This window comes from Reyranella sp., from assembly GCF_030651995.1.
GTDB lineage: Bacteria > Pseudomonadota > Alphaproteobacteria > Reyranellales > Reyranellaceae > Reyranella.
In genome coordinates, this window is record NZ_JAUSBN010000031.1 from 46258 (window position 1) to 67057 (window position 20800).

The following is a 20800-nucleotide window of genomic DNA, read 5'->3' on the forward strand; positions in this document are numbered from 1 at the left end:
AATGAAGGTTGGCATCGTCGGCGCGGGCGCGATCGCGTTTGGAATGGCGGCGTTTCTCGAACAGGCGGGACATGCCGCCACCCTGTGGTCGCCCTCCGGTGAGCGCACCAGGGCGCTGGCCGCGGGCGAGCCGCTCGTGGCTGCCGGCGCGATCGAGGGATCGTTCACGCCGGCTGTCGCCACCAGCGCCGAGTCGCTCGCAGCCGGTGCCGAGGTGCTCCTGATCGCCTTGCCGGCCTACGGGCACAAGCACGTCTTCGACCGGATCGCGGCGCACGTCACAGCGAAGCAGACGGTGATCGTCAGCTCGCACGCCTCGTTCGGCGCGCTGTACCTCTCAAAACTACTCGCTGCCCGCAGCATCACGGTGCCGATCGTCGCCTGGGGCACGACGCTGGTGAGCGGCCGTCAGACCGGTCCGGCCAAGGTCCAGGTGAACACGGTGCGCAAGTCCGTCGATCTCGCCACACTGCCCGCGTCGCGCAGCGCCGAGGGTCTCGCCCTCTGCCAGACCCTGTTCGGCGACCGCTTCGTCGACCGGCAGAGCCTGCTGGCCATCGCGCTCAGCAATCTCAATCCGACGATCCACATGGGGATCGCGCTCGGCAACATGACGCGCATGGAGCGGGCCGAGACCTGGGGCCAGGCCGAGAACGTGACGCCCAAGGTCGGCCGCCTGCTGGAGGAACTCGATCGCGAGCGTCTCGCTGTTGCGACGGCGCTCGGCCTGGAGGTGCGCACGATCTTCCAGCATCTCAACCTCTCATTCGGTGTGCCCGTCGGATCCGCCTTCGAGATGCATCAGGCTATGCATGCCATCGGCAAGAGCGGCGCCGGCCCGACCACGGCCGACAGCCGCTACGTCACCGAGGACGTGCCGTTCGGCCTGGTCCCGACCGCAAAACTCGGCCGCCTCGCCGGCTCTCCCGCGCCGTTGCACGAGGCCGGCGTCAGCCTCTTCTCGGCGATGTACGGGCGCGACTTCACAGCCGAGAACGACCTGTTGGGCGCCCTCGACATAGACGCGCTTTCTCTGGCGAAGCTCCAGACGCTGTGCCGCGACGGCTATTCTCGTCTGTCGTCCTGAGCGCAGCGAAGGACCTTGCGCAACGACCGAAGTACTGCGGAGCTGGCGTTAGATCCTTCGCTTCGCTCAGGATGACAAGAATTGAGAGCCAAGAGATGAGCACCGACACCCTCCCCGTCTCCCTCGCCGACGTGCGCGCCGCCGCGGCGCGGATCAAGGGCGCGGTGGTCCACACGCCCTGCCTGCGCAGCGAGACGCTGTCGCGCATCGCCAGGGCGGACGTCTGGATCAAGTTCGAGAACCTGCAGTTCACCGCCTCGTTCAAGGAGCGCGGCGCGCTGAACACGCTGCTGCAGCTCACCGACGAGGAGCGCCGCCGCGGCGTCATCGCCATGTCGGCCGGCAACCACGCGCAGGGCGTCGCCTATCACGCCGGCCGGCTGGGCATTCCCGCCACCATCGTGATGCCGTCCTTCACGCCCAACACCAAGGTCAAGCACACGCGCGGCCACGGCGCGCGGGTCATCCTGATCGGCGACACGCTGGCAGAAGCGGCCGCCGAGGCCCATCGCCTGGCCGACGCCGAGAAGCTGGTGTTCGTGCATCCCTATGACGACCCGCGCATCATCGCAGGCCAGGGCACCATCGCGCTCGAGATGTTGGAGGACGTGCCCGAACTCGACACGCTGGTCGTGCCGGTCGGCGGCGGCGGCATGCTGGCGGGCTGCGCCGTCGCCGCGCGCGGCCTCAAGCCCGACCTGAGGGTGATCGGCGTCGAGACGGCCGGCTACTCGGCCATGCGCCAGCTGCTGGCCGGTGAGCCCGTGACGGTGGGCGGCGACACGATCGCCGAGGGCATCGCCGTGCGCGACATCGGCCGGGCGCCGTTCACCATCGCCCGCGCGCTGGTCGACCGGGTGCTGGCGGTCGACGAGGTGGCGATCGAGCGCGCCATCGCGCTGTTCCTCGAAGTCGAGAAGACCGTGGCCGAGGGCGCGGGCGCCGCCGGCTTGGCGGCCCTGCTGGCCCACCCCGAGGTCTTCGCCGGCCGCAAGGTCGGGCTGATCCTGTGCGGCGGCAACATCGACACCCGCCTGCTGGCGTCGGTCCTGCTGCGCGGCCTGGTCCGCGACGGCCGCATCGTGCGGCTCCGCCTGATGATCGGCGATGCGCCGGGCCAGCTCGCCCGCGTGGCCGGCCTGATCGGCGGTGCCGGCGGCAACATCGTCGAAGTGCTGCACCAGCGGCTGTTCGGCGTGGTCGCCAAGGCCACCGAACTCGACGTCACCGTCGAAACCCGCGACCGCGCCCATCTGGGCGAACTCCTGGCCGCCCTGCAATCCGACGGCTTCAAGGTCCGCGTCCTGGAGGGCGCAGACGCGTAAATCCACCGCTTTCTCCCCACCGGAGAGGGAGCTAAAAGACCGGCCATGTCCGCCTCGACCCAGTACGTCCCCTCGCCCACGCCCGACCTGGCCCGCATCCAGCGCGCGTTGATCTCCGTTTCCGACAAGGAGGGCCTGGTCGAACTGGGCCAGGCGCTGGCGGCGCACGGGGTGGAAATCCTGTCGACCGGCGGCTCGGCCAAGTCGCTGCGCGACGCCGGCCTGAAGGTGGTCGAGGTCAGCGACCACACCGGCTTCCCCGAGATCATGGACGGGCGGGTGAAGACGCTGCAGCCCTCGATCCATGGCGGCATCCTGGCCCGCCGCACCGACGCGGGGCACCAGAAGGCGATGAGCGATCACAGGATCGCGGGCATCGATCTGGTGGTGGTGAACCTCTATCCGTTCGAGGCCACGGTCGCGCGCGGCGCCGACTTCCCGACCTGCGTCGAGAACATCGACATCGGCGGCCCGGCGCTGATCCGCGCCTCGGCCAAGAACCACGACTTCGTGACGATCGTGGTCGACCCGAAGGACTATGCCTCGGTGCTGGAGGAGCTGGCCGCGAACAAGGGCGCCACCACCCTGGCGCTGCGCCGCAAGCTGGCGGCCAAGGCCTATGCCCGCACCGCGTCCTACGATTCGGCGATCGCCAACTGGTTCGCCACGCAGGAAGGCGAGACCTTCCCTGAGCGGCTGACCCTGTCGGCCGAGCGCGTGCAGACGCTGCGCTACGGCGAGAACCCGCACCAGAAGGCCGCCTTCTACAGCGACGGCAGCAAGCGGCCGGGCGTCGCCACGGCGCGCATGATCCAGGGCAAGGAGCTGTCCTACAACAATATCGGCGACACCGAATCGGCCTACGAGTGCGTCGCGGAGTTCGCCGAATCGGCCATCGTCGTGGTGAAGCACGCCAACCCCTGCGGCGTGGCGGTCGATGCCGACCAGTTCACCGCCTACCAGAAGGCCTATGCCTGCGATCCCGTCTCGATCTTCGGCGGCATCGTCGCGGTCAACCGCACGCTGGAGGCCCGGGTCGCGGCCGAACTGGTGAAGCTTTTCCTCGAGGTCGTGATCGCGCCCGACGCGACGCCGGAAGCGCTGGCGATCCTCGCCACCAAGAAGAACGTGCGCGTGCTGCTGGCCGGTGCCCTGCCCGATCCGACCACGGCCGGCATGACCCTGAAGAGCGTCGCCGGCGGCTATCTCTTCCAGACGCGCGACAACGGCCACCTTACGAAGGCCGACCTCAAGGTCGTGACCAGGCGGTCGCCGACCGCGAAGGAACTCGACGACCTGTTGTTTGCCTTCACGGTCTGCAAGCACGTCAAGTCGAACGCCATCGTCTACGCCAAGGACGGCGCCACGGTGGGCGTCGGCGCCGGCCAGATGAACCGCCGCGACTCCTCACGCATCGCCGCCATCCGCGCCGCCGAATCAGGCGAGGCCGCGGGCCTCGCGGTGAGCCCGGCGGTCGGCAGCGTCGTCGCTTCGGACGCCTTCTTCCCCTTCGCCGACGGACTCTTGGCCGCCGCCGAAGCCGGCGCGACGGCGATCATCCAGCCGGGCGGCTCGATGCGCGACAAGGAAGTGATCGAGGCCGCCGACGAGAAGGGCCTCGCAATGGTGTTCACCGGGATGCGGCACTTCCGGCATTGAGTCCCACCCGTCGTCCCGAGCGAAGCGCCGCAGGCGCGTAGTCGAGGGACCTCTTTTCCGGCGCACGGTGTGTCGAAGCGAAGAAAGGTCCCTCGACTTCGCTGCGCTCCGCTCGGGACGACGGGCTATTTCCTACCCGACCTTGATCTGCTTCGCCGACGTCATCGCCTTGCGGCGCGCGTCCTTCACCGTGCGGCCGGTCGCCAGCGCGACGGCCATGCGGCGGTGGCCCTTCACCTCGGGCTTGCCGAAGATGCGCACCGACGTGCCCGGTGCAGCGAGCGCCTTGGCGATGCCGGTGTAGGTCGGGTCCTCGAGATTGCCATGGCCGAGCACGGGCACAGAGGCGCCGGGCTGGCAGGTGATCTCGGGGATCGGCAGGCCGAGGATGGCGCGGACGTGCAGCTCCATCTCGCTCATGTTCTGCGTGACCATGGTCACCATGCCGGTGTCGTGCGGGCGCGGCGACAGTTCGGAGAACCAGACCTTGTCGCCCTTCACGAACATCTCGACGCCGAACAGGCCGCGGCCCCTGGCGCCGCACAGCTCGTTCACGACCTTCCTCGCGATGTCGCGCGCCTTGCGCAGCGCCGGCTTCGACATGGCGTGCGGCTGCCAGCTTTCGCGATAGTCGCCGTCGACCTGGATGTGGCCGATCGGCTCGCAGAAGCCGAAGCCGCCCTCGTGGCGCACGGTGAGCAGGGTGATCTCGTAGTCGAAGTCGATGGCGCCCTCGACGATCACCAGCCCGGTGCTGGCGCGCGTGCCTTCCATCGCGATCTTCCAGCTCCTGGCGACGTCGGCAGGCTTGCGCGCCACGCTCTGGCCGTGGCCGGACGACGACATGGTGGGCTTGATGAAGCAGGGAAAGCCCACGGCTTCGGCGCCGGCCTGCAGCTCCTCGAGGCTGGCGGCAAAGCGATAGGGCGAGGTCGGCAGCTTGAGCTTCTCGGCCGCGAGCTTGCGGATGCCGCGGCGGTCCATGGTGAGCTGCGCGGCGCGCGCCGTCGGGATGACGGTCCAGCCCTCCTTCTCCAGCTCGACCAGCGTGTCGGTGGCGATGGCCTCGATCTCGGGCACGATGAAGTCGGGCTTCACCGTCTCGACGACATGGCGCATCGCCCCGCCGTCGCGCATGTCGAACTCGTAGGCGCTGTTGGCGACCAGCATGGCCGGCGCATCGGCATAGCGGTCGCAGGCGATGACCTCGATGCCGAAGCGCATCGCCTCGATGACGACTTCCTTGCCGAGTTCACCCGAGCCCAGCATCATGAGCTTGATCGCGGAGGGCTTGAGCGGCGTGCCGAATTTCTTGATCTTCATGCGCTCATGATAGCAGGCGAACTCCTCCCGCCAACCCACCGGCCACGGCCTGCGCTGGCCGCTGGACGGCTCCGCAAAGCGAGCTGCGACTGCACCAGCCTTGTTCGCGATCGGTCTGAACGCTTGAATGGCCGAAACGTTGCGCGCAGAGCGGGGCGAGCCTCGTTCTTATTCAACCCTGCAGTTGCCTGTGAAACTCCGTTCCCTGGAAGTGCGCCAGTTACTTCGCGAGGAATTGACACCGCCTGATACGGCAACCACATGTCGACTTCGCGACGCAGAATTGTTCGCGGGGGAGTCCAAGTGTCCGTACGTCGCCGCCTGCTGGCTGTCGCCAGCCTCTGCCTCCTGGCTCTTTCGTCCGCGTCTTTCGCCCAGGGCGGCCCGCCGGCCATGCCGGTCACCGTCTCCGAGCCCCTCGCCAAGCGCGTCACCCAGTGGGACGAGTATTCCGGCCGCTTCGAAGCGGTCGCCACCGTCGAAGTGCGGGCGCGCGTCTCCGGCTTCATCGACAAGATCGACTTCCGCGACGGCCAGGTCGTCAGAGAGGGTGATCCCCTGTTCACCATCGACAAGCGGCCCTACGAGATCGCGGTCGAATCGGCGGAAGCCGAGGTTGCACGCAACAAGGCGCAGGTCGATCTGGCGGAGCTGCAGGTCGGTCGCGGCGCGTCGCTGATTGCCTCACGGACCATTACCGAAGCGGAGCAGGATTCCCGCAAGTCGACCCTCGCCGTCGCCCGCGCCCAGCTCAAGTCCGCCCAAGCAGCCCTGCGCAACGCCCAGCTCAACCTCGAATGGACGAACGTCACCGCGCCGATCGCCGGCCGCATCTCTGATCGCAAGGTCGATGCCGGCAATCTGATCTCGGGCGGCCAGAGCGGCGCCACGCTGCTCGCCACCATCGTGACGCTCGACCCCATCCGCTTCGTCTTCGATATCTCCGAGTCCGATCATCTGCGCTACAGCCGCCTGATCCTGTCGGGCGCGCTTGCCTCCTCCCGCGACGGCGCCAATCCCGTCCGCATCCGGCTCTCCGACGAGACCGACTGGAAGCGCACCGGCAAGGTCGACTTCGTCGACAATGCGATGACCGCGCGGTCGGGCACGATCCGCGTCCGGGCGCTCGTCGACAACAAGGACCAGCTGCTGACGCCGGGCATCTTCGGCCGCCTGCAGCTGTTCGGCGGCGAGTACGATGCGCTGCTGGTCCCCGACTCGGCCATCATCTCCGACCAGGCGCGCAAGATCGTCTTCACCGTCGGCGACGACGGCGTCGTGCAGGCAAAGCCCGTCACGCTCGGCACGATCGTCGACGGGCTGCGGGTGATCCGCTCCGGCCTCGCACCCACCGACAAGGTGGTGCTCGACGGCCTCGCCAATCCCATGGTCCGGCCCGGTGCGAAGGTCGTGCCGCAGAAGGGCGAGATCGTCGCCAAGGCCAAGTAGGGGCCCGTCATGCGTTTCTCACATTTCTTCATCGACCGGCCGATCTTCGCGTCGGTGCTCTCGGTCATCATCGTGATCGTGGGCTTCATCGCCCAGCGCGGACTTCCCGTCGCGGAATATCCCGAGATCGCGCCGCCGACCGTCAACATCACGGCGACCTATCCCGGCGCGTCGGCCGAGGTGATCGCAGAGACGGTGGCCACCCCGATCGAGCTCGAGGTCAACGGCGTCGACGACATGCTCTACATCCAGTCGCAGTCGACCGGTGACGGCCGTCTGTCGATCAACGTCGTGTTCAAGCCCGGCGTCGACATCGACCAGGCGCAGGTGCTGGTGCAGAACCGCGTCGCGGTGGCCCAGCCGCGCCTGCCCGAGGACGTGCAGCGCCTCGGCATCGTGGTCCGCAAGGCCTCGCCCGACCTGATGATGGTCGTGCACATGGTCTCGCCCGACGGCAGCCGCGACCAGCAGTACATCTCCAACTACGCCACGCTCTACGTGAAGGACGTGCTGACCCGGGTCGACGGCGTCGGCAATGTGCTGGTGTTCGGCGGCCGCGACTACTCGATGCGCATCTGGCTCGACCCGGCACGAGTCGCGGCGCGCAACCTCACGGCCGGCGAAGTGATACTGGCGCTGCGGGCGGCCAACCTCCAGGTCGCCGCCGGCGCGGTGAACCAGGCCCCCGCGGTCTCGCCGGGCGGGTTCACCCTGTCGGTGCGCACGCTGGGACGGCTGAGTTCGCCCGAGCAGTTCGAGAACATCGTGATCCGCGCCGAGCCGGACGGGTCGGTGACGCGCCTGCGCGACATCGCCCGCGTCGAGCTGGGCGCGCAGGACTACACGCTGAACGCCTACCTCAACAACAAGACCGCCACCGCCCTCGGCATCTTCCAGCGCCCCGGCTCCAACGCGCTCGCCACCTCGGACGCGATCATCGCCGAGATGGAGCGGCTGAAGAAGAGCTTCCCGGCCGGCCTCGACTACACGATCGTCTATAATCCCACGACCTTCATCCAGGCCTCCGTCGACGCCGTCATCACGACACTCTTCGAGGCCGTGATCCTTGTCGTCATCGTCGTGATCCTGTTCCTGCAGACCTGGCGCGCCGCGATCATCCCGATCCTCGCCATCCCGGTCTCGCTGATCGGGTCGTTCGCGGTCATGGCCGCGGTGGGCATCTCCTTCAACACGCTGTCGCTGTTCGGCCTGGTGCTGGCGATCGGCATCGTCGTCGACGACGCCATCGTCGTGGTCGAGAACGTCGAGCGCTACCTGGCGCAGGGCATGTCGCCCAAGGAAGCCGCACACAAGACCATGGACGAGGTCGGCGGCGCGCTGATCGCGATCTCGCTGGTGCTGGTCGCGGTGTTCCTGCCGACGGCGTTCATCACCGGCCTGCAGGGCACTTTCTACAAGCAGTTCGCCATCACCATCGCCGCCTCGACCGCGATCTCGGCTTTCGTGTCTCTCACCCTGTCGCCTGCCCTGGCCGCGCTGCTGCTGAAGACGCATGCCGTGTCGCATGTCGAGAAGCCAAGGCCCGGCCTGCTGGATCGCCTCGCCTGGCCGGTCCACTGGTTCTTCGGCCTGTTCAACCGCGGCTTCGAGGCGCTCTCGAACTTCTACGGGCGCATGACGGCGCGGGTGATCCGCATGGGCGTCATCATGCTGGTGATCTATGCCGGACTCCTGGCGGTCACCCAGCACCTCCTGGTCTCGACTCCGACCGGCCTGGTGCCGCAGCTCGACCGCTCCTACCTGATCGCGGCCATGCAGCTTCCCGCCGGCTCGACGCTCGAGCGGTCCGACGCGCTGGTCCGCAAGGCCAGCGAGATCATCCTGTCGCGGCCAGGCGTCGCCAATGCCGTCTCGTTCGTCGGTTTCGACGGCGCGACCTTCACCAACGCCCCCAACACGGGCGTGATCTTCGTGACCCTGAAGCCCTTCAACGAGCGTCCGGGCATCACCAAGGACATGATCCTGGCCGATCTGCGCGGGCAGATGTTCGCGCTGCGCGAAGCCTTCGTGTTCGTCCTGGAGCCGCCGTCCGTGCCGGGCATCGGCACCGGCGGCGGCCTCAAGGGCTACGTCCAGGACCGGGCCTCGCGCGGGCTGACGGCCCTGGAAGGCGCCACCTGGGCCCTTGCCGGCGCGGCCGGACAGACGCCGGGCCTCACCCAGGCCTTCACGCTCTACAACACGCGCACGCCGCAGATCTTCGCCGACATCGACCGGACCAAGGCCGAGCAGCTCGGCGTGCCGATCGCCCGCGTGTTCGAGACGCTGTCGGCCTATATGGGCTCGGCCTATGTCAACGACTTCAACATCCTGGGCCGCACCTACCGCGTGACCGTGCAGGCCGACGATCCCTATCGGCTTACCCTGCGCGACGTCGAAAACCTGAAGACGCGCAGCGTCAGCGGCGAGATGGTGCCGATCGGCGCCGTCGCGACCTTCGAGGACATCACCGGTCCCTACCGCGTGGCCCGCTACAATCTCTATCCGGCGGCCGAGGTGCAGGTGGCGCTGCAGCGCGGCTACTCCTCGGGGCAGGGCATCGCCACGATGGAAGCGCTGGCGGACAAGGTGCTGCCGTCGGGCTTCGGCTTCGAATGGACCGAGATCGCGCTGCAGGAGAAGCTGGCCGGCAACACAGCGATCCTGGCCTTCGGCCTGGCCGTGCTGTTCGTGTTCCTGCTGCTGGCGGCGCTCTACGAGAGCTGGCTGCTGCCGCTGGCCGTCATCCTGATCGTGCCCATGTGCATCCTCGCGGCCATGATCGGCGTGAACATCCGCGGCCTCGACCGCAACGTCCTGGTCGAGATCGGCCTGGTCGTGCTGGTCGGATTGGCCGCCAAGAACGCCATCCTGATCGTGGAGTTCGCCAAGCAGGCGCACGAGCAGGGCATGAACCGCTTCGATGCGGCGGTCACCGCCTCCAAGACGCGCCTGCGTCCCATCCTGATGACCTCGCTGGCCTTCATCCTGGGCGTCGTGCCGCTGGTCATCAGCACCGGCGCCGGCGCGGAGATGCGCCAGTCGCTCGGCACCGCCGTGTTCTCGGGAATGTTGGGCGTGACGATCTTCGGCCTGATCTTCACGCCGGTCTTCTACGTGCTGTGCGTCGGCCTCGCCGAGCTGCGCTTCAAGGGGCGCAAGCAGGACATCAAGCCCGATTTCACGCCGCAATAGGCGTCGTGGCGGGTGGCGGGCGCATCGACGCGAACGCCACCTGCACGATGCCGGCGGTGAGCCCCATCGCGACGCCCAGGCGCCAGGCGAGGTCGTAGGAGCCCAGCGCGTCGAACAGCAGGCCGCCGCCCAGGGCACCCACGAAGCTGCCGACCTGGTGGCTCATGAAGGCGACGCCCTGGATCATCGCCTGCCAGCGCAGACCGAACATCTCGACCACCGAGCCGGCGACCAGCGGGCCGACCCCCAGCCACAGGAAGCCCATGGCCGAGGCGAAGACCAAGGTGCTGGCCGGCGTCGGCGGCATCACGAAGTAGCCGGCGAGCACGATCGAGCGGGCGATGTAGATGCCGCCCAGCAGACCGAGTTTGGACCAATGGCCGCCGGCCCAGCCGAAGAAGAGACTGCCGAAGACGTTGAACAGCGCGATCGCCCCCAGCGCGCCGGCGCTGAGCGACGGATCCATGCCGCAGATCGCGAGATAGGACGGCAGGTGCGTGGTGATGAACAGGAGCTGCATCCCGCAGACGAAGTAGGCCGCCGTCATCACCAGGAAGGAGGGTTTCCGCAGCGCCGCCATGAGGGCCACGCGCGGCGATGCGGCGCTGATGTCGCCCGTGGCAGGGATGGGTGGCGACAGGCGGTCGACCCGTCCGGCGATCCAGGCCGCCGGCAGCATGAAGACAATCAGCGCGAGGAAGCCCAGCAGCCCGGCGCGCCAGCCGAGTTCGGTCGTGAGCGTCTGGCCGAGCGGCGCGGAGAGCAGCGCGCCCAGGGAGCCCGCTGCCGTGATAGCTCCGAGTACGAAGCTGCGCCGCCTGGCCGGCACGGCGCGGGCGCCGACGGCCAGGGAGATCGCCGACGCAGTACAGGCCAGCGCCATGCCGATCAGCACGCCACCCCCCAGCATCACCCCGGTCAGGCCCTCCGCCCTGGCGAACAGGCCGAGCCCGGCAAGGTAGAGCGCCGCCCCGCCGACCATGATCGGCCGGAAGCCCAGGCGAACCGCCAGCGCGCCGGCAATCGGCTGCAGGAAGCCCCAGGCGAGGTTCTGGACGGACATGGCCAGCGCGAAGTCGGAGACCGTGAGGGCGATGTCGCGCGTCAGCGACGGCATCACCAGTCCGAAGTTCTGGCGTACGCCCATGCCGAGGCTCAACATGACCGAGGCGCCGATCAGGATCGGCAGGACGGGCCGCAATTCCTTTAGGATGGTCATGGCACACCGTCCGCAATTACACAGGTCTGTGTAATCTATGGAGGGCGCCGGCAGGAGGTCAAGGCATCATGGCGAGAGCGGACGTCAGGGCAGCGATGCAGGAGCGCATCCTCGAGACCGCCGACCGGCTGTTCTACGGCCAGGGAATCCGTGCCGTCGGGGTCGACACGATCGCGGCCGAGATCGGCATCAGCAAGCGTACGCTCTACAATCATTTCCCGTCGAAGGACGACCTGATCGTGGCCTACCTGTCGCGGCGGCTGAAACCCGCGCCGCCATCGGACCGGCCGCCGCTGGAGCAGATCATGGGCGCATTCGACCGCCTCGAACGGACCATCGCGACCGGCGTGTTCCGCGGCTGCCCCTTCGTGAACGCCGTGGCCGAACTCAAGGAACCGGCCCACGCCGCGAACCGGATCGCCCTGGCCTTCAAGGAACAGAGGCGGGTCTGGTTTCAGGGCCTGCTGGAAAGGCTCGGCATCGCGACGGCCGAGCCGCTGTCGTTGCAGCTGCAGATTCTGATGGATGGCGCCATCGCAGCGGCCATCGTGCGCGGCGACCCCGCCGTCGCCGCGGCGGCGCGGGCCGCGGCGAAAGTGTTGGTGGAAGCGGCCTCGGTCAGCGGGCCGCGGCCGATACCCAGCGACTGAAGCCGCGGAACAGGTGGGCGACCGCGGCGCTGCGCAGGCGGTGCGCGCGGGCTTCGAGAGCGCGGCGTTCGGTAATGCTGGGGTAGGGAACGGTGAACATGAGATCCTCCAAGGGTTGAAAGGAACCTAATTCCGTTCTTCTCGGAGGTTAATACGGAGAGTATTACGAACACTCATGAATATAATTCACTAATAGCGCAATGATCGATCACGCAAGCGAGATGGCGGCCTTCGTCCGGGTCGTCGAGTCCAAAGGATTTTCCGCTGCTGCGCCGAGCCTTGGCCTGACCCCGTCGGCGGTCAGCAAGCTGGTGACCCGGCTGGAAACGCGGCTGGGCGTGCGGCTGCTGCAACGCACGACGCGGGCGATCAGCCTCACCGAGGAGGGCGAGGCCTTCTACGCCGCGGCGCGGCGCATCGTGGGCGAGATCGAGACCCTGGAGAACCAGATCAGCGGGCAAAGCGGCACGCCGCACGGGCTGCTGAAGGTCACGACGTCGCTGGCCTTTTCGACCCACCAGCTGGCCCCGGTCATCGCCGAGTTCCTCGAACGCTATCCGCTGCTGCAACTCGAACTGATGCCGACCGACCGGGTCGTCGACATGATCGAGGAAGGCGTCGACGTGGCGATCCGCATCGGGCGGCTGGCCGACACCAGCTTCATGGCCCGCAAGATCGGCGAGGATGTGCGCCTGGTCTGCGCCTCGCCCTCCTACCTCAGGAACCGGCGGCCCCTGCAGCGGCCCGAGGACCTGACGCGGCACAATTGCATCGTCTCGCGCGACCGCACCTACCTCAACCGCTGGCCGTTCCGCATCGATGGCGAGATCCGCGAAATCGAGGTCGGCGGCCGGGTCGCCGTCACCGAGGGCGAGGCGCAGATGCGGCTGGCGCTGCAGGGGTTGGGCATCGTGCGCCTGACCCGCCTGACGGTTGCCTCCGCCATCAAGAACGGCGAGCTGGTCTCGCTGCTGGAGGAGTTTCGCGCCGAACAGCCGATCCCGATCCATGCGGTCTATCCGCACCGTCGGCACCTCGCACCCAAGGTGACTGCCTTCATCGACTTCATTCTGGAGAAGTTCTCGCCGCCACCCTGGGAGATCTGACGATACCCACCTCACCCTGAGGAGCGTTCCGCAGGAGCGCGTCTCGAAGGGTGGGCCGCAGACGAGGTGCTCGTGCCCACCCTTCGAGACGGCGCTTCGCGCCTCCTCAGGGTGAGGTCTTGACTCGTTTCCGTTCGGTCAAAAAGGCTCTAGGCTCCGCGCCAACAATCAGGGGAGGCAAGATGGACACCGACACCGATCTTTTCGTGCAGGCCTTCTGGGTGAAATGCCGCGACATCATCCGGCCCGAACTCGACGTGGCCGTGGATGCGTTGCGCCACGCAGGCCACGAGGCCAACATCTCGACCCTGGAATTCTCGCCCGACGAGAAGACCGCGCCCGAGAGCGCTCCGACCCTCACGCTGACCATCCACACCAGTGGCGCAGCCGACACCCGCATGCTGCGCTACCGCGGCGACGTGGCGACCCGGGAAATCGAAGTCATGGCTTCCGGCTGCAAGACCTCGCGCTATGATCTGTCGGCTGTCACCCAGGCCGGCGTGAAGCACGACATCGCGCTCTGTTTCGGCTCGGTGCTCAAGACCAAGTAGACCCAAAGGAGGATCCCATGGCCGATGCCATCGACGACCTGTTCCGCCGCTTCGGCAAGGCTTTCAACAAGGCCGACGTCGACGCGATTGCCGACTGCGTGACCGAGGATTTCGAATGGCGCCTCAATACCGGCGGCTCGCCGACCGGCAGGGTGCTCAAGGGCAAGGAGGCGCTGCGGGCGCACTTCGCCGACAAGAGCACGGCGCATCGCGAGGTCCGTTTCTCCGAGGCCAGCATCCATCGCGCCGGCGACAAGCTGTTCGGCACCTTCCGCGCCACCGGCATCGATCATGCCGGCAAGCCGTTCGATCGCTACGGCATCGACCTCTACGAGGTGAAGGACGGCAGGATCGCGCTCAAGGACAGCTACATGAAGGCCGAGTAGGTAATGACGAACGATACCGTCCTCTGGGAGATCGACCGCCGGGGCGTGGCCACCGTCACGCTGAACCGGCCCAAGGTGAACAACGCCTATAACGGCGACCTCATCCAGGGCCTGCACGACGCCATGGATTCGCTGGGGACCGAGAGCGGCCTGCGCATCGTCGTGCTGCGCGGCAACGGCAAGCATTTCCAGGCCGGCGCCGATCTCTCATGGATCACCGCCGTCGCCACGCAGTCGCCGGCCGAGAACGAGAAGGTGAGCCGTCTGACGGCCGAAGCCGTGAAGCGCCTCGACACCTGCCCCGTCCCGACCCTGGCCCTGATCCAGGGCGGCTGCTTCGGCGGCGGCACAGGCATCGCCGCGGCCTGCGACGTCGTCGTCGCGCAGGAGGACGCGCTCTTCTCCATCAGCGAGACGCGCTGGGGCCTGATGGCCGGCATCATCCTGCCGCAGCTCTGCCAGGCGATCGGCCTGCGCCAGACGCGCCGCTACGCGCTGACCGGCGAACGCTTCGGCGCCCACGACGCGCGCCGCCTCGGCCTGGTACACGAAGTCTGCCCGGTGGGCGGTCTCGCCGAAGCCGGCGAGAAGATCGTCGAGTCCGTCCTGATGAACGCACCGCGCGCCACGACGGCGACCAAGCTGCGTTCGCTCGCCTCGGCCCGCGCCTTCGTCGACGACGGCGAGCTGCGCGACCTGATCGACGAACACGCCCGCACCCGCCAGCAGGACGAAGCCACCGAAGGCCTTGCGAGCTTCAGGGAGAAGCGCAAGCCCGCGTGGTATCCGGGTTAATCACCCCGTCGTCTCGACCGAAGCCTCGTGAAGCGAGGCGTAGCGGAGAGACCTTCTCTCTACAATTCGCCGGCTAATGGCGGAGAGAAGGTCTCTCCACTCCGCGCCTTCGGCGCTTCGGTCGAGACGACGGAGTTTTCTTAATCGGGACCGTTACTCCGCTGCCTGCTTCTGCGCGGTGCGATCCGGGGTCAGCGTATAGGTCGTGAACTGGCGGTTCAGCGCCGGCATCGGGCAGGCTTCGAGATGGCCCTCGGCCGGGCGCATCAGGATCATCGCCGTGGTCGCCGTCATGACACCGCGCGTGTTCATGCGGGGCGGGCGGCAGACCGAATGCGGCGTGCCCCAGTCGTCGAAGAAGGCCTGACGGAAATCTTCCAGGGTGAGTTTGCCCCTCTTGGGCGAAAGCTGGTCGCGCACCCGCTTGTCGCGATAGATCGAGTCCGGCGTCTCGGCGAGGCCGGTGTCCTTCACCTTGGCGCGCGCCGAATCGGCAATCCAGTGGTTGGCGTGCACGTAGAGGCCACGGTCGGGCGCGATCCAGAAAGTCTCGTCGGGCGCACATTCGAAGCCGAAGGCTTCACCGTCACAGTGACTTACCGCCATATGGTTCGAGCCGGGCTTCGGCGTCGACACGATGGTCTGCACCGCGTTGGCGAGATGGGCGGCCTCCAGCACCTTGCGGCGGATGAAGGGCAACGGCACGCCCGGACCGCGCTGATAGTCGCGGTCGCATTCCAGCGCGTTGGCGGTGAGGCCGATGCCGGCCGAGTTGAGACCCGAGCGCGCAAGGCCACCCGCTTCGGTGAAGGTCAGGATGTCAGGTCCGTCGTCGCGGCGGATGCGCAGCACCACGCTCGTCTCGGCGCATTCGGCGCGCCAGTCCCAGTTCTGGCCATGCAGCAGGACGCCATCGGCGCTGGCCTCAGGGAGGGCGAGCGCGGCAGTGCAGCCGTCGGGGAAATGCTTGGCCGCCTGCTGCTTGCGCGCCGCCACGACCATCTCGGTGCGGGCGTTCATCAGCACCACGGCGGCGAAGGGTTCGTTCGCGCCCTCGGCGATGCCGCGCATTTCCTCGACATAGGCCGGATCGAACTTGTCGATGAGCGGCACCATGGCCTCGGCGCGCCGCTCCAGTTCCTTCCAGTCGACGCCCGACTTGAGCAGCGACTCGGCGTACATCTTGGCCCCGCGCTTCAAACGATCCGCGGCGGCCTTACCGTGAATCCGCCCCCGCTCCCTGGGGCCGCCGGACAGATCGATCAGCGGGAAGGGAGCGTAGTCGGTCATGGGAGCCTCTTAAGGGTGACCCAGCAGGGCCTGGCGGAAACGGTCCTTGAGATGCGCGCCATCCTGCGGCGGCATCACGAACTCGAGCTTCTCTACCATGACCTTGACGAGCCGGAACACCGGACCCTTCTTGGTGCGGACGTCCTTCACAAGCTCAGCAACTTCGCTCGACTCGCGCACGGTCGTGGCATCGGCGATGCCGCAGCCGCGCGCGATCATGGCGAGATCGGTGCCGGCGCCGGAGTCGGTCGGGCCGTTGTTGCGCGGGCTGGTGTGCGTGGCCTGGTTGCCGGTCTCGCCGAACTTCTCATTGTCGAGCACGACGATCGCCAGGTTCTCCGGCATCTGCGTCGCCACGGTGGCGAGCGAGCCCAGGCTCATCAGCATGTCGCCGTCGCCGGTGATGACCAGCACGCGCTTGGTAGGCTGCGCCAGGGCGAGACCGAGGCCCATGCCGACCGGGGCGCCCATCGAGCCCCACAGCGGCATGTTGAGCGGACGGTCGCCGGCGGCGGTGATGTCCCAGTTGGACGAGCCGAGGCCCGCGATCACCAGCAGGTTGTCGTCGGCGCCGTCGAGGAGTTGCTTCACCAGCGGGCGGCGCTGCAAAGTTGCTTTGCTCATCCTACTTCTTCCCGAAATTCTTGATGCCGATCAGCTTCTGGCGCAGCAGCACGGCGACCGCCTGGCCGCCGTTGAAGGCCGAGCGCGCAGCTGCATCGACCGTGGCCTTCACCTCGGCGGCATTGTCGACCGAGTAGAGCAGCACGCCCATGGCCTCGAGCACCTTGGGCGTGCCCTGCCCCATCGGATACTGCCAGGAATTGAACTCGCCCCAGTCGCCGCGCATCGTGATCAGGGTCAGGAACGGAAAGCGCAGGGTCTTCGGCATGCCCATCAGGTTGATGGTGTTGCCGACGCCCGAGCTCTGCATCAGCAGCACCGAGCGCTGGCCGCCCAGCCACGCGCCGGCGGCGAGCGGAATGCCCTCCTCCTCGGTCGTGAGGGCCAGGGTGCGGATCGAGTTCGACTTCTGGCAGGCCTCGATCAGCCTTCCATGGCCGGCGTCGGGCACGTGATAGACCTGCTTCACGTCATGGTCCTGGAAGACCTCGAAAATCTGGTCGCGCCAGTCAGGCTGCGTCGGGGCGGCGGTCATGTTTCTCCCATCCGGCTCAAGTCGGCGGCACATTAGCTATAACGCCGACGTAACTCGACGACCGTTGGGAATGAACAGATATAACTATATTGTATATCTCGATGGAGCTTTCCCAACTTCGCACCCTGATCCATGTCGCCGAGCTCGGCAGCCTGAGCAAGGCGGCCGACCGGATCGGCATCGCCCAGCCGGCGCTCAGCCGCCAGATCCGCATGCTGGAGGAGGAGCTGTCGGTTCGCCTGTTCACCCGGCATGGGCGAGGCATGGTCCTCACGGACAAGGGCCGGGAGATCCTCGAACACGCCACCCGCGTCATGACCGAGCTGGAGGAGATTCGCGCCACGGCCTCCGATCTCGACGCACCTTTGCGGGGCCGCATCTCCATCGGCTTTCCGCCGACGGTGGCCGACATCCTCTCGCTGCCCCTGGTCGCCGCTTTCAGAAGGACCCACCCGCAGGTCGAGCTGCGGCTGGTCGGCGCCTACACAGGCCACCTGCTCGACTGGCTGCATCGCGGCGAGATCGACGTCGCCATCCTCTACGATCCGAATTCCGCCAGATCGCTGCGGTCGGAGCCGTTGCTACTCGAGAACCTGTTTCTGATCGGACCACCCGATTCAGGACTCTCCGGCGAACGCTCGATCCCGTTCAAGGACCTCGACGGCAAGCGCATCCTCCTGCCCAGCACACGTCACGGCTTGCGAACGATCGTCGAGCAGTGCGCCGTGGAAGCGGGCATCGCATTGCACATCGCCATCGAAGCCGATTCCTACGCGACCCTGAAGGATCTGGTGCGTCATGGTCATGGCTGGACGATCCTGCCGCTGTCGCCCATTCACGACGACATCGCCGCGGGCCGCCTGGCCGCTGCGCCGCTCATCGATCCGGCGCCGGTCCGGCAGCTGGTCCTGTCCTATCCAGCGGACCGGCCGGTCTCGCGCCTCACGCGCTTTGCCGGCGAGACGATCGCCGACATCGTTGCCGACCATGTCGAGCGGAAGGTCTGGCCGGGACGACTGCTCGGTCGCGGACAGGTCAGAACGCCTTGAGCACCACCAGGAAGACGATCGCGACCATCAGCAGGGTCGGGACTTCGTTCCACCAGCGATAAAAGTTGGCGGGGCGCAGGTTCTGGTCTGCGGCGAATTCCTTGCGCCAGCGACCGTACAGGTGATGCACGACGGTAAGGCCGCAGACCAAGGCGAACTTCGCGTGCCACCAGCCGGCGTGCCACCACTCGCCCTGCCAGGTGAGCGCGAGGCCGAAGACCCAGGCCGCGATCATCGCCGGGTTCATGATGCCGCGCAGCAGGCGCCGTTCCATGATCTTGAAGGTCTCGCTCTGCGCCGAGCCCTTCTCGGTTCCGGCGTGATAGACGAACAGGCGCGGCAGGTAGAGCAGTCCGGCCATCCAGGCGATGACCGAGATGATGTGCAGCGCCTTCAGCACCTCGTAGAGCATCAGGCGGCTCCCGCGATCAGCGGGCACCCACGGTGGCTGGCGCTACAGGGCATGGAGGTCGCCCCATGGCAGATGGGGACCTGAGGCTCGGCCAGGATTGCCCGCACGCGGCCGGCTAGACCCGCGATGAAGGCGGGATGCGTGCCCACGGTCGGTACGCGCACATAGGCCGGCACGCCGCTCTTCTCGCTGAGATGACGATATTCGATGTCGAGCTCGACGAGAGTTTCCGAATGCTCCGACACGAAGGCCAGGGGATAGAGCACCACGGCCTTGCCATCCGTGCCGGCCCGCTCGATCTCGGCGTCGGTCGAGGGACCGATCCATTTCAGGGGCCCGACACGGCTCTGGTAGCAGACCGACCAGTCGAGGCCTCCGATGCGCTCGGCGATCGTCCGGGCGCTACGCTCGACCTGCGCCTGGTAGGGATCGCCAGCCCTGATGATCTTCTCGGGAAGCCCATGCGCAGAGAACAGCACGCGCACGGGACGATCGCCCGCTTCGGCGAGGCCCTGCTTCACGAGATCGACGGAAGCCGAGATGAACCCGTCCTCGTCGGGATAGCAGCAGACGGTCTGTGTCGGCGCGCTGAGCTTCGCGGCTACAGCCGCTTCCTTCCAGGCTTTCACCGACGACGCCGTCGTCGTCGTGGAGAATTGCGGATAGAGCGGCAGCAGCACGATACGATCGGGTGCGAAGCGCTTGACCGAGCGCACGACCGCCTCGGTCATCGGATGCCAGTAGCGCATGCAGACATAGCCGCGCCATTCATGCTCCGGCCCCAGCGCCTCTTCGAGCGCGCGGGCCTGGGCTTCGGTCTGGCCGAGGATCGGCGAGCTGCCGCCGATCTGCGCATAGATCGCCTGCGCCTTGGCGGCCCGCCGGCTGGAGATGAAGCGCGCCAACGGCAGCCGGAGGAACGACGGCAGCGAGATGATCGCCGGATCGCTGAACAGGTTGCGCAGGAACGGCTGGACGGCCTCCGGCGAATCGGGGCCGCCGAGATTGAACAGGATGATCGCAATCTTCATCGCGCGGTCCTCAGCCCGGTTTCCAGTTGCGCACGATCTCGACGAGGCGCGCGACATTGTCGGGCGGCGTCTGCGGCACCACGCCGTGTCCCAGGTTGAAGACGAAGGAGCCGTGCCCGAGCTTGTCGAGAATGCGGATCGCCTCGCGCTCCATTGCCTCGCCGCCCGCCACCACCATGATCGGATCGAGATTGCCCTGCACGCAGATGTGCGGCTGGATTTCCTTGGCCGCCCAATGCGCGCCGATGCCGGTATCGAGGGACAGGGCGCTGAACGTCTCGGGCAGGCGATACATCAGGACGGCGGGACCGACCGCGCGCGGAAAAGCGATGACCGGCACGCCGGGATGACGCTCGCGCAAGGCCTTGGCGATCCGGACCATGGGATCTAGCGACCAATGGAAAAGCTGCTCTTCCGGCAGGACGCCGGCCCAGGAATCGAAGAGCTGAACGGCATCGACGCCAGCATCGACCTGATGGCCGAGATGATCGACCACCGCGTCGATGAGAAGATCGATCAGCAGCTTGAAGGATTCGGGATGGGCGTAGGCCCATTTCTTCACCTTGGCGAAATCCTTGCTGCCGCTGCCTTCGATCATGTAGCAGGCGAGCGTGAAAGGCGCGCCGGCGAACCCCAGAAGCGCCGTTTCCGGCGGCAGCGCCGCGCGCGTCTGGCGGATCGCCTCATAGACCGGCGCCAAGTGATCGGCGATGCGGGCGCGGGAGAGACGGCCGAACTGCGAAGGATCGGTCAACGCCTCGAGCTTCGGGCCCTCGCCCTCCTCGAACCAGACTTTCTGGCCGAGCGCGTCGGGCACGACCAGGATATCGGAAAAGTTGATCGCAGCATCGAAACCAAACCGGCGGATCGGCTGCAGCGTTACCTCGACAGCCTTGTCCGGTGTGTAGCAGAATTCGAGGAAGGACTTGGTCGTGGCGCGGACGGCACGATACTCCGGCAGGTAGCGGCCAGCCTGACGCATCAGCCAGACCGGTGGCGTCGGAAATCGCGTCCCGGCCAGTGTCTGGAGAAACTTGCCCGCTGCTTTCTGCCTGCTCAACTCTTGTCCCTCATGCTTCCTCTTACTCTAATCTTAATAGGTAGTAGCAGTAGT

At 67.2% G+C, this 20800-nt stretch carries 20 protein-coding genes; 11 read left to right on the top strand and 9 right to left on the bottom strand.

Translation table 11 applies throughout. The features are described 5' to 3' along the window. Position 1: 1 nt before the first annotated feature. The 3 genes from Q7V45_RS08580 to purH all read left to right on the top strand — a co-directional run bounded on the left by Q7V45_RS08580 (position 2) and on the right by purH (position 4071). A complete protein-coding gene (locus tag Q7V45_RS08580) occupies positions 2-1087 on the top strand; it encodes an NAD/NADP octopine/nopaline dehydrogenase family protein (protein WP_304850111.1) in 1086 nt (361 codons plus the stop codon). 95 nt (positions 1088-1182) lie between these two features. Beyond that, positions 1183-2412: a threonine ammonia-lyase gene (locus tag Q7V45_RS08585; RefSeq protein ID WP_370692570.1), complete on the top strand. Its 1230-nt coding sequence runs from the start codon at positions 1183-1185 to the stop codon at positions 2410-2412. A 45-nt stretch (positions 2413-2457) separates the two neighbouring features. Continuing rightward, positions 2458-4071: a bifunctional phosphoribosylaminoimidazolecarboxamide formyltransferase/IMP cyclohydrolase gene (gene purH, locus Q7V45_RS08590; RefSeq protein WP_304850116.1), complete on the top strand. Its 1614-nt coding sequence runs from the start codon at positions 2458-2460 to the stop codon at positions 4069-4071. Positions 4072-4203: 132 nt separating this feature from the next. Here purH and purT read toward each other — a convergent pair whose 3' ends face one another. Beyond that, a complete protein-coding gene (gene purT / locus Q7V45_RS08595) occupies positions 4204-5394 on the bottom strand; it encodes a formate-dependent phosphoribosylglycinamide formyltransferase (RefSeq protein ID WP_304850118.1) in 1191 nt (396 codons plus the stop codon). A gap of 303 nt (positions 5395-5697) precedes the next feature. On the opposite strand from purT, the gene Q7V45_RS08600 reads away from it, so the two are divergent. Beyond that, entirely contained in the window at positions 5698-6843 is a 1146-nt protein-coding gene (locus tag Q7V45_RS08600) for an efflux RND transporter periplasmic adaptor subunit (protein ID WP_304850121.1), read from the top strand. Positions 6844-6852: 9 nt separating this feature from the next. Then, a complete protein-coding gene (locus Q7V45_RS08605) occupies positions 6853-10038 on the top strand; it encodes an efflux RND transporter permease subunit (RefSeq protein WP_304850124.1) in 3186 nt (1061 codons plus the stop codon). On the opposite strand, the gene Q7V45_RS08610 is transcribed toward Q7V45_RS08605, so the two are convergent. Beyond that, positions 10025-11257: an MFS transporter gene (locus tag Q7V45_RS08610; protein WP_304850127.1), complete on the bottom strand. Its 1233-nt coding sequence runs from the start codon at positions 11255-11257 to the stop codon at positions 10025-10027. The two genes, Q7V45_RS08605 and Q7V45_RS08610, sit on opposite strands and share 14 nt — an antisense overlap. Positions 11258-11325: 68 nt before the next feature. On the opposite strand from Q7V45_RS08610, the gene Q7V45_RS08615 reads away from it, so the two are divergent. After that, on the top strand, positions 11326-11907 hold the full coding sequence (locus Q7V45_RS08615) for a TetR/AcrR family transcriptional regulator (protein ID WP_304850131.1): 582 nt from the start codon (positions 11326-11328) through the stop codon (positions 11905-11907). Here the strand turns inward: Q7V45_RS08615 and Q7V45_RS08620 are convergent. Then, positions 11876-12007 carry an RSP_7527 family protein gene (locus tag Q7V45_RS08620; RefSeq protein ID WP_304850134.1) on the bottom strand — a complete coding sequence of 44 codons (132 nt, stop codon included), beginning with the start codon at positions 12005-12007 and terminating at the stop codon, positions 11876-11878. The genes Q7V45_RS08615 and Q7V45_RS08620 overlap by 32 nt on opposite strands. Before the next feature lie 100 nt (positions 12008-12107). On the opposite strand from Q7V45_RS08620, the gene Q7V45_RS08625 reads away from it, so the two are divergent. The 4 genes from Q7V45_RS08625 to Q7V45_RS08640 all read left to right on the top strand — a co-directional run bounded on the left by Q7V45_RS08625 (position 12108) and on the right by Q7V45_RS08640 (position 14745). Further along, on the top strand, positions 12108-13013 hold the full coding sequence (locus tag Q7V45_RS08625; protein WP_304850137.1) for a LysR family transcriptional regulator: 906 nt from the start codon (positions 12108-12110) through the stop codon (positions 13011-13013). A gap of 182 nt (positions 13014-13195) precedes the next feature. After that, the gene (locus Q7V45_RS08630; protein WP_304850140.1) at positions 13196-13564 is read left to right on the top strand and encodes a hypothetical protein; all 369 of its coding nucleotides are present in this window, start codon (positions 13196-13198) and stop codon (positions 13562-13564) included. Positions 13565-13581: 17 nt separating this feature from the next. Then, entirely contained in the window at positions 13582-13950 is a 369-nt protein-coding gene (locus Q7V45_RS08635; protein ID WP_304850143.1) for a nuclear transport factor 2 family protein, read from the top strand. A 3-nt stretch (positions 13951-13953) separates the two neighbouring features. Continuing rightward, on the top strand, positions 13954-14745 hold the full coding sequence (locus tag Q7V45_RS08640; RefSeq protein ID WP_304850145.1) for an enoyl-CoA hydratase-related protein: 792 nt from the start codon (positions 13954-13956) through the stop codon (positions 14743-14745). 153 nt (positions 14746-14898) lie between these two features. Here Q7V45_RS08640 and Q7V45_RS08645 read toward each other — a convergent pair whose 3' ends face one another. From Q7V45_RS08645 to Q7V45_RS08655, 3 genes are read right to left on the bottom strand one after another with little or no spacing between them, the layout of a single operon-like run. Continuing rightward, positions 14899-16035 carry a C45 family peptidase gene (locus Q7V45_RS08645; protein WP_304850148.1) on the bottom strand — a complete coding sequence of 379 codons (1137 nt, stop codon included), beginning with the start codon at positions 16033-16035 and terminating at the stop codon, positions 14899-14901. Positions 16036-16044: 9 nt separating this feature from the next. After that, positions 16045-16659, bottom strand: coding sequence for a thiamine pyrophosphate-dependent enzyme (locus Q7V45_RS08650; protein ID WP_304850151.1), 615 nt, complete (start codon positions 16657-16659; stop codon positions 16045-16047). Position 16660: 1 nt separating this feature from the next. Next, on the bottom strand, positions 16661-17194 hold the full coding sequence (locus tag Q7V45_RS08655; protein WP_304850153.1) for a thiamine pyrophosphate-binding protein: 534 nt from the start codon (positions 17192-17194) through the stop codon (positions 16661-16663). A gap of 101 nt (positions 17195-17295) precedes the next feature. Between Q7V45_RS08655 and Q7V45_RS08660 the strand changes: the two genes are divergently transcribed. Then, entirely contained in the window at positions 17296-18243 is a 948-nt protein-coding gene (locus Q7V45_RS08660; RefSeq protein ID WP_304850156.1) for a LysR substrate-binding domain-containing protein, read from the top strand. On the opposite strand, the gene hemJ is transcribed toward Q7V45_RS08660, so the two are convergent. From hemJ to hemE, 3 genes are read right to left on the bottom strand one after another with little or no spacing between them, the layout of a single operon-like run. Continuing rightward, positions 18230-18655, bottom strand: coding sequence for a protoporphyrinogen oxidase HemJ (gene hemJ, locus Q7V45_RS08665; protein ID WP_304850158.1), 426 nt, complete (start codon positions 18653-18655; stop codon positions 18230-18232). The genes Q7V45_RS08660 and hemJ overlap by 14 nt on opposite strands. Further along, complete coding sequence (hemH, locus tag Q7V45_RS08670; RefSeq protein WP_304850161.1) at positions 18655-19686, bottom strand: ferrochelatase; 1032 nt, start codon at positions 19684-19686, stop codon at positions 18655-18657. Before hemH ends, hemJ begins: the two co-directional genes overlap by 1 nt. A 10-nt stretch (positions 19687-19696) precedes the next feature. Next, positions 19697-20746 (bottom strand): uroporphyrinogen decarboxylase, encoded by a 1050-nt coding sequence (hemE, locus tag Q7V45_RS08675; protein ID WP_304850164.1) that lies wholly within the window; start codon positions 20744-20746, stop codon positions 19697-19699. Positions 20747-20800 lie beyond the last annotated feature (54 nt).

Coding starts and splice junctions, on each gene's coding strand:
- Q7V45_RS08580 (WP_304850111.1), top strand. CDS start 2: ATGAAGGTTGGCATCGTCGGCGCGGGCGCGATCGCGTTTGGAATGGCG.
- Q7V45_RS08585 (WP_370692570.1), top strand. CDS start 1,183: ATGAGCACCGACACCCTCCCCGTCTCCCTCGCCGACGTGCGCGCCGCC.
- purH (WP_304850116.1), top strand. CDS start 2,458: ATGTCCGCCTCGACCCAGTACGTCCCCTCGCCCACGCCCGACCTGGCC.
- purT (WP_304850118.1), bottom strand. CDS start 5,394: ATGAAGATCAAGAAATTCGGCACGCCGCTCAAGCCCTCCGCGATCAAG.
- Q7V45_RS08605 (WP_304850124.1), top strand. CDS start 6,853: ATGCGTTTCTCACATTTCTTCATCGACCGGCCGATCTTCGCGTCGGTG.
- Q7V45_RS08610 (WP_304850127.1), bottom strand. CDS start 11,257: ATGACCATCCTAAAGGAATTGCGGCCCGTCCTGCCGATCCTGATCGGC.
- Q7V45_RS08615 (WP_304850131.1), top strand. CDS start 11,326: ATGGCGAGAGCGGACGTCAGGGCAGCGATGCAGGAGCGCATCCTCGAG.
- Q7V45_RS08620 (WP_304850134.1), bottom strand. CDS start 12,007: ATGTTCACCGTTCCCTACCCCAGCATTACCGAACGCCGCGCTCTCGAA.
- Q7V45_RS08625 (WP_304850137.1), top strand. CDS start 12,108: ATGATCGATCACGCAAGCGAGATGGCGGCCTTCGTCCGGGTCGTCGAG.
- Q7V45_RS08630 (WP_304850140.1), top strand. CDS start 13,196: ATGGACACCGACACCGATCTTTTCGTGCAGGCCTTCTGGGTGAAATGC.
- Q7V45_RS08635 (WP_304850143.1), top strand. CDS start 13,582: ATGGCCGATGCCATCGACGACCTGTTCCGCCGCTTCGGCAAGGCTTTC.
- Q7V45_RS08640 (WP_304850145.1), top strand. CDS start 13,954: ATGACGAACGATACCGTCCTCTGGGAGATCGACCGCCGGGGCGTGGCC.
- Q7V45_RS08645 (WP_304850148.1), bottom strand. CDS start 16,035: ATGACCGACTACGCTCCCTTCCCGCTGATCGATCTGTCCGGCGGCCCC.
- Q7V45_RS08650 (WP_304850151.1), bottom strand. CDS start 16,659: ATGAGCAAAGCAACTTTGCAGCGCCGCCCGCTGGTGAAGCAACTCCTC.
- Q7V45_RS08655 (WP_304850153.1), bottom strand. CDS start 17,194: ATGACCGCCGCCCCGACGCAGCCTGACTGGCGCGACCAGATTTTCGAG.
- Q7V45_RS08660 (WP_304850156.1), top strand. CDS start 17,296: ATGGAGCTTTCCCAACTTCGCACCCTGATCCATGTCGCCGAGCTCGGC.
- hemJ (WP_304850158.1), bottom strand. CDS start 18,655: ATGCTCTACGAGGTGCTGAAGGCGCTGCACATCATCTCGGTCATCGCC.
- hemH (WP_304850161.1), bottom strand. CDS start 19,686: ATGAAGATTGCGATCATCCTGTTCAATCTCGGCGGCCCCGATTCGCCG.